This window comes from Nostoc sp. LEGE 12454 (assembly GCF_056620565.1).
The window spans coordinates 1-7,102 of the sequence record NZ_JBWQXL010000093.1 but is presented as its reverse complement, the minus strand read 5'-3'; the positions used below and the strand labels follow the sequence as shown (position 1 = coordinate 7,102).

Below are 7,102 nucleotides of genomic sequence, written 5' to 3'. Positions count from 1 at the left end.
TTGGCATCACCGTGCCAAAACGGGAAAATTGTACGCTAAGGCTAAAAGCCTTCCCCCATAAGCATCTTAGCCACCCATTTTTCAATAACACCCGTAAGTAAGATTGAGCCTCCTATAGGTGTACTTTGGCGTAGAGACAGCGAAGCTTTCAGAGAGGCAAGATAGGCTGAAAGTATTGCTATGAATGACTTTCAGCCTATAAGATTCTCAGAAATACTAATATTAGTATTTTTAGACTTAGCAATTGCAACAATAGTCAAAATTGACTTGACTTCATTATTCATCTTGCCAGTAATAAGTTGGTTGTATAAATATTTGGCTTCTCCTAATGAAAAAGCTGATGGATTAGCAGCAGCATTAGCCTCATGACCACTTTGCCAACCACCCATATTGGAAAAAATTTCGTACCTAACAAGAGGACGATTTTCGCCACCTACATTAAACCACACGCAACTACGTTCTCGCTCAATGTCAATAGAAACTATCGGAGGAATACATTGCCAAGATGCAACTTGCTTTGACCAAGTTTGAAAATCAGCATAATTTTCACTCTTGATATTCATTTTTTATTTTTATTCCCTTGCTATGAGATTTAGACTTAACGCCTTACAGTAGATGCTCTGGTTGAAAGCCATAATCAACTACAGCTTGAGCTTCTACGCTGTACTCTTGAGCCGGCTTTAATAACCTTCCTGCTTCAGACACAGCAGCCAACAGCATTGCTCTAGTATCTTTTGAAACTTGTAGAAAATCTTCTTCTCCGTGCTGCATTTCAATCAAAAGCGTAGTTTACCGCCGTAGGCATCGCATTTCTTCTATCAAAGTAATCAAGTATTGTTGATTTTCTTGTGGTGAATGCTCCAAAGGGTCATAAAATTTTTTGCTAGTCATTCTCTTTCTAGATCCCCATTCATTATCTAGGTCATCCGTTGGATCGCAATACTGTTCGGGTTTTGCATTTTTAACTCGGAATTGAGTTTTGGGAAAAGTTAAAGGTTTCTTTCCCCTTCCCTTTTCAACTCACCAAGTTAACTAAAAAGTTGATTTAAAATATTGTTTATTTGCCCGGAAAAGCAATAAGAGCAACTGTGAGTAGCTTCATTATAGTTAACCTCAAGGCAGTTTTCCGCACTTTCTAATCTACCAGCTGGGCCTTTGATTTCAATCATTGCTATTTGCTCGCCTTCAGCTTCAATAATTGTTTCTACTCTTGATTCTGGTAGGTTTTCGGGAGAGAGCGAATCTATTGATAAGCCTGTATCTACAACAATATTTGATAAATGATAAATTGATTTACATCCATCATCGGTGCAAAATACTAAACAATTATTCCTCACGTAAATTTCAGTAATTCTCATTGTATAAATCCATGCTTTGATGAGATGATTGTACAAAATTTAAAAATATCCATTTCGTCATTTCGCCTTCTGAATCCCTTTGCCTGCTTCGCCGTAAAGAATTGTATCGCCGGCTTCATCCACAATTTCAATATATCCATCTGGGTGAAAGTGTGGATAAATATAGCGTTTTACGATGCCAACTTGCTGAAATGGCAAGCAATGTTCATCATGCGATTCAAAGATTACGCGATCACCCGGCTTTAATTTTCTTTTCCCCATATATTTTTAAAAACTATCGTACGTTTCATTTAACCCATAATCTACTATTTGTTGAATCGCTTCTAATTGTTTTGGCAAGCAATCTTGGCAATAGTAGTGTGGGTTATCATCCGACCAGTAAATAATATTTTCTTGACCTTTTGGTATTCTCTTTTGGCATTCGTAGCAATCAAAAGCGGTACATTCAATACATTCACAATACCGTACAATTCCAATACACTTTTCCCTAAAATAGTATTTAGGCATGGTAAAATTAAATCTGGCATCTGCCAATAAACTATCAAAATGATTCGATAGAATTTGGCTTGTATTCTTGTATTATATTTTGGCTGTGTGCCTATTGAAACCCTCCAGTTCATATCCATAGTCAAGGCTTGCATAGCAGGCTATAGTGTTTATCAATCGATTTCAATCATTTGAGATTCGCATAAATACCACTTCACTTCCGGCGTATCTTTTGATAGTTCTTCTGTATCAATTTCCCAGTCTTTGGGATAATCTAAAATTTTCAAGCATCGAAATAAATCTCCATCAACATACGCAATAAACGACTCGTAAAAAGTTCCATCTTCTTCGGTAACGGTAATTTCAAAAACAGGATGATTGTCAGGGTTGCTCATAATTAATTCCTATTTGGCAACTTCCCTAATTCTCTTCAAATCCGCGAAATGCTCAGTTTTACGCACACCATCGGCATACTTAACTAAGCAATAAGGTGCGTTTGCTGTGGTGTGTTCAATTATTGTGCAGGGTTGACCTGTTTTCTCGTTTAAATACATAATTCCCTGTTCGTCACTTGATGGATAATCTTGTTGTATTGTTTTTCAGTGCGATGGCTGATGCTTTACCTGAGTGGTTGATTACCCTTATTTTGTTGGTGCAGAGTAGTATGTATTCCCTGCACCAACATGATACGTTTTTACAAAAGTATTTTTTTATTATCACACTTAGTGAGTTATATGCTGAAATTATTCAGAAAAATTTGGTAGGTTTTTTAACGCCAATTGTGCCACAACTTCTGCACGTTGTGACGTTACTTTCTGATACCGTAATGTTGTCTGAATGCTTTCATGTCCCATGAGCGCCCTGAGTTCTTCAATCCCCATTAATCCCACTCGCTCTGTAGCAAAAGTGTGCCGTAGGTCGTGAATACGAATTTCTTGGAGTTCAGGACTATCTCCAATGAACTTAGTCCAAGATTTATGCGCCATGCGGTAAGAAAGGCGGGATACTTCTAAAGTTTTTGGCTGTTGAGCAGTAAACAGTGCTGGATGCTTAGGATGTCTATAATATTCAATGTAGTTATTTAGACTCTTGAGTGCTACTTCACTGTAAAAACACCACCGTTGCTTGTTGCCTTTGCCAACAACCTGAAACTTCCGGGCTTTGAGGTCTATGTCATCTAAATTTAGAGCCAGTACCTCAGCAATCCTAGCGCCACTGGTATGCAACAAACGCACCAATGCAGACAAACGAATATCTTTTTTGATGACACCATACAGGATACTTAATTGGTATGGAGTAAGGTAACGCACAACCTCATCAGTAGCGTGTTCTCCTTGTTCTCGACTAGGTTTGCGTCTTGTGAGATCCGCAACCGGATTGGATTTGAGATATCCCATATCAACAGCAAAACTGAACAAAGCCGTGATTACAGCTTGATGACGGTGGTGGGTCGTATAGGAAACATCAGTTAAATGATTGAGATATTCCATCAAAACTTGTCTGTCGATGATTTCTATTGACCATCGACCGTACTCCTTGAGCAAGGGGATAATCGTAGACTGATATGAACGCAGAGTACTTTTGGCTAGTTCTGGACGTTCTAAAAACTTGGTGGCTAAAGCTGCTAAAGTCATCATTACTTTAGAAGAGCTTTTTACAATTTATTTGAATAAAGGTTTAGATATTAACTTATCATTAACAAATATATTTTCAGATATATTTTGATGATTGTAACAGAACATTCAACGCGACCATTGGGAGAAGAAGGGCTTGCTAATTACGTCCAGAGATTGCGAGGTCAGCTTTCTTTAACCCAAAAAGAGTTGAGTTTCAAAGCGGGAATACATATTCAGACCATCCGCAAAATTGAGGGTGGACAAACGAATAGACTCAATCAAAAGGCTAAAGGTGGTCTAGCTGCGGCGTTGGGAATACCACCGGAGTACCTAGATGCGGCAGCGAAGAAAGTCTCCCCAGAAACAATAACTGCGTTAAAATTTTGTCCTAAATGTTGGACTCCAGGAACTACCCCTGACCAAATGTGGACAGATTTACGGTCGAAGTATTGCTTTGCTTGTGGCACAGCTTTACGGAATCGCTGTGTTAGTTGCAATGAACCAATTATGTCATTGAAATTTAAATTCTGCCCTTACTGTGGCGCGAATTATAAACAAAATCAAACTACTTCTTAAAAACTGAATATCCAGGTATCTAATTGGCAACGCGCGAACTTTTATCTCCGACACAACGACTTCAATTTACTGAAATCCCCGATTCTATCACGACAAGAGATATAGCTCGCTACTATACTTTTAGTAATGACGAACTCAAAGTTATCAAAGAGCGTCGTAGACCACACAATCGTCTTGGTTTCGCCGTACAGTTATCTTACCTACGCTTCCCCGGTCGTGTTTGGAGTCTAGGAGAAATAGTACCAGAATCTGTACTGTTTTATATTGCATCTCAATTAAAGCTTGACCCGACAATCATCACCGGATATTCCCAAAGGGATACAACTCGACGCGAACATCTGGCAGAAATTCAAAATAATTTCGGATTTCATACTTTTAATACATCTACATACAAGCAATTCTCAAAATGGTTATTACCTTTTGCAATATCGTCAGATAAAGGGATGGCGCTTGTGGGAGCGTTGATTGATGAGATGCGCTTGCGCCAAATTATTATTCCAGCTATTTCTACGGTAGAACGTTTAGCCTGGGAGGTCAGACATCGCGCTCAAAAATTAGTATGTCTTGAGTTGACCAAAAGTTTGACAACATTACAAAAGACGGCGCTAGATAAGTTATTAATTGTAGAGCCTGATAAAAAACTGACTGATTTAATTTGGCTACGTCAACCACCAGGTCAGGCTAATCCAAGAAACTTTTTAAAGGTGGTGGAACGACTGGAGTTTATTCGCCATCTCAATCTCGACTCTGGATGCTTGAAACGAGTACACCAAAATCGTCTGCTGCAATTTACTCGAACTGGTGCGAAGTCTACACCTGCTCACCTATCTAGGTTGGATGAATTGAGACGCTATGCTATTTTAGTTGCTTTTCTCATTGAATGGAGTGCTTCATTGGTCGATTATGCCATTGGAATGCACGATAAAATGATGGGTAAATTGTTTAACAAGAGTGAGCATCAGCACGGCGATAAGTTTCAACGCGATGGCAAAGCAATTAATGAAAAAGTCCGATTGTATGCTCAAGTGGGCAAGGCATTAATTGCAGCTAGAGATGAGTCAAATGATGCTTATCAAGCGATTGAATCTGTATTGGATTGGGAGAAATTTATCAGTACTGTTGCTGAAGCTGAAAAATTAGCCAGACCCGCAGATTTTGATTATCTTGAACTGCTTGATAACCGTTATTCACAGTTACGACGGTATACGCCTAAATTGTTAGAGACCTTTGAATTTAAAGCTACATCTGCCAGTTTAGCAGTGATAAAGGCTTTGGAGGTTATTAAAGAATTAAATATATCAGGAGGTCGAAAAGTGCCGGAATCTACGGACACTAGTTTCGTTAAACCTCGTTGGTTAAAACACGTAATTAAGGGCGATACTATTGACCGTCACTACTATGAGATGTGTGCTTTAGCTGAGTTACGTAGTGGTTTGCGTTCTGGGGATATTTGGGTAGCAGGCTCGAAGCAGTTCCAAGATTTTGAGGATTATTTATTACCAGATAGCTCATGGCAGTCAATGCGTTCTTCTAACACTATACCTGTGGCAGTAACAACGGATTTTACTACCTATATTGAACAACGCTCAATCGAATTGTCTGAACAATTAGCGCTTGTTTCTTCAATGATTGTAGAGAATAAGTTGGTAGATGTCAGGATAGAAAACGAGTTGTTAATTATCACTCCTCTCACCAATGCTGTCCCCAAGGAGGTTGATGAATTTAGCAGAAAAGTTCATAGTTTGTTGCCAAGAATTAAGTTGACTGATTTGTTGGTAGAAGTTGATTCTTGGACACAATTTACTAAACATTTTACGCATTTACATTCGGGAGAACAAGTTTCAGATAAAGTTGTTTTGTTAAGTGCCTTGCTTGCTGATGGTATTAATTTAGGTTTAACGCGGATGGCTGACGCAACTCAAGGAATGTCTTTTGAGCGTTTAGCTTGGGTGGCGGATTGGTATATTCGAGATGAAACTTATTCCAAGGCTTTAGCTGAGGTAGTGAATTTTCATGCACAGATCCCATTTGCTGCTTATTGGGGTGATGGCACAACATCTTCTTCTGATGGCCAACGGTTTAAAGCAGGTGGACATCGCAGTTTTAATGAAGAGATCAATGCCAAGTACGGTAAGGATAGAAGCGTGATTTTTTACACGCATATTTCCGACCAGTATGCTCCATTTCACGTTAAGGTAATTAACGCCACGATTAGGGATGCAACTCACGTTTTAGATGGTTTGTTGTATCACGAGAGTGATTTACAGATTCAGGAGCATTATACAGATACAAGCGGTTATACCGAGCATGTGTTTGCAATGTGCCATTTATTAGGGTTTAGATTTGCACCCCGAATGCGAGATTTACCTGATAAGAAATTATATACTTTTGAACCTACTTCCCCTGATTCGGTTTTAGCACCCCTGGTAGGTGACAAGATTTATGTGAAATTGATTCAAGAGTCTTGGGATGAGATTCTTCGCCTTGCTAGTTCAATTCGGACGGGGACTGTGACTGCTTCTTTGATGTTGAGGAAATTAGCTTCTTATCCTCGGCAGAATCGTTTAGCTTTGGCTTTGCGGGAGTTGGGGAGGATTGAGCGGACTTTATTTACCCTGGAATGGTTGCAGAGTCCAGAACTGCGGCGACGAGCGACGGCGGGACTTAATAAGGGTGAGGCGAAACATACCTTGAAAAGAGCAGTGTTTTTTAATCGGCTGGGGGAATTGCGCGATCGCTCTTATGAAGACCAGTTTTATCGGGCTAGTGGCTTGAATTTGGTGATTGCTGCTATTGTTCTGTGGAATACGGTGTACTTAGAAAAAGCTGTAGATTATTTGCAGGAACAGGGGATGGATATTCCTGAAGAACATTTGCAACATTTGTCACCGTTGGGTTGGGAGCATATCAATCTTACTGGCGATTATGTGTGGAATTTGAAGCAGGCTACCAGTTTTGACCAGTTGCGTCCTTTGCGGGTTAAAGAAAATAAGTATCGCTGAAATGCTTATCTAATATAAGTTTCAGCCTTAGCGTACAATTTTCCCGTTTTGGCACGGTGACGCC

General features: G+C 39.6%; 9 protein-coding genes. 2 read left to right on the top strand and 7 right to left on the bottom strand.

Annotated elements, in window-relative coordinates; translation table 11 throughout:
* Window positions 1-191: 191 nt before the first annotated feature.
* From AC1F2U_RS34375 to AC1F2U_RS34345, 7 genes are all read right to left on the bottom strand, one after another.
* Complete coding sequence (locus AC1F2U_RS34375) at window positions 192-563, bottom strand: hypothetical protein (RefSeq protein WP_480265216.1); 372 nt, start codon at window positions 561-563, stop codon at window positions 192-194.
* A 43-nt stretch (window positions 564-606) separates the two neighbouring features.
* Window positions 607-771 carry a hypothetical protein gene (locus AC1F2U_RS34370; RefSeq protein ID WP_480265215.1) on the bottom strand — a complete coding sequence of 55 codons (165 nt, stop codon included), beginning with the start codon at window positions 769-771 and terminating at the stop codon, window positions 607-609.
* A gap of 257 nt (window positions 772-1,028) precedes the next feature.
* Window positions 1,029-1,358 carry a hypothetical protein gene (locus tag AC1F2U_RS34365; RefSeq protein ID WP_480265214.1) on the bottom strand — a complete coding sequence of 110 codons (330 nt, stop codon included), beginning with the start codon at window positions 1,356-1,358 and terminating at the stop codon, window positions 1,029-1,031.
* Window positions 1,359-1,415: 57 nt separating this feature from the next.
* Complete coding sequence (locus AC1F2U_RS34360; protein ID WP_480265213.1) at window positions 1,416-1,556, bottom strand: hypothetical protein; 141 nt, start codon at window positions 1,554-1,556, stop codon at window positions 1,416-1,418.
* A 125-nt stretch (window positions 1,557-1,681) separates the two neighbouring features.
* The gene (locus AC1F2U_RS34355) at window positions 1,682-1,999 is read right to left on the bottom strand and encodes a hypothetical protein (RefSeq protein ID WP_480265212.1); all 318 of its coding nucleotides are present in this window, start codon (window positions 1,997-1,999) and stop codon (window positions 1,682-1,684) included.
* 18 nt (window positions 2,000-2,017) lie between these two features.
* On the bottom strand, window positions 2,018-2,239 hold the full coding sequence (locus AC1F2U_RS34350) for a hypothetical protein (RefSeq protein ID WP_480265211.1): 222 nt from the start codon (window positions 2,237-2,239) through the stop codon (window positions 2,018-2,020).
* Window positions 2,240-2,587: 348 nt separating this feature from the next.
* Complete coding sequence (locus AC1F2U_RS34345; protein ID WP_480265210.1) at window positions 2,588-3,481, bottom strand: tyrosine-type recombinase/integrase; 894 nt, start codon at window positions 3,479-3,481, stop codon at window positions 2,588-2,590.
* A gap of 87 nt (window positions 3,482-3,568) precedes the next feature.
* On the opposite strand from AC1F2U_RS34345, the gene AC1F2U_RS34340 reads away from it, so the two are divergent.
* Together AC1F2U_RS34340 and AC1F2U_RS34335 are read left to right on the top strand one after the other, a co-directional pair.
* Complete coding sequence (locus AC1F2U_RS34340; RefSeq protein ID WP_480265209.1) at window positions 3,569-4,036, top strand: double zinc ribbon domain-containing protein; 468 nt, start codon at window positions 3,569-3,571, stop codon at window positions 4,034-4,036.
* Between the two features lie 23 nt (window positions 4,037-4,059).
* Window positions 4,060-7,038: a Tn3 family transposase gene (locus AC1F2U_RS34335; RefSeq protein WP_480265208.1), complete on the top strand. Its 2,979-nt coding sequence runs from the start codon at window positions 4,060-4,062 to the stop codon at window positions 7,036-7,038.
* Window positions 7,039-7,102: the final 64 nt, after the last annotated feature.

Bases quoted from the DNA above. Each gene is read 5' to 3' on its own strand.
- AC1F2U_RS34375 (WP_480265216.1), bottom strand. From the start codon at position 563: ATGAATATCAAGAGTGAAAATTATGCTGATTTTCAAACTTGGTCAAAG.
- AC1F2U_RS34370 (WP_480265215.1), bottom strand. From the start codon at position 771: ATGCAGCACGGAGAAGAAGATTTTCTACAAGTTTCAAAAGATACTAGA.
- AC1F2U_RS34365 (WP_480265214.1), bottom strand. From the start codon at position 1,358: ATGAGAATTACTGAAATTTACGTGAGGAATAATTGTTTAGTATTTTGC.
- AC1F2U_RS34355 (WP_480265212.1), bottom strand. From the start codon at position 1,999: ATGCAAGCCTTGACTATGGATATGAACTGGAGGGTTTCAATAGGCACA.
- AC1F2U_RS34350 (WP_480265211.1), bottom strand. From the start codon at position 2,239: ATGAGCAACCCTGACAATCATCCTGTTTTTGAAATTACCGTTACCGAA.
- AC1F2U_RS34345 (WP_480265210.1), bottom strand. From the start codon at position 3,481: ATGATGACTTTAGCAGCTTTAGCCACCAAGTTTTTAGAACGTCCAGAA.
- AC1F2U_RS34340 (WP_480265209.1), top strand. From the start codon at position 3,569: ATGATTGTAACAGAACATTCAACGCGACCATTGGGAGAAGAAGGGCTT.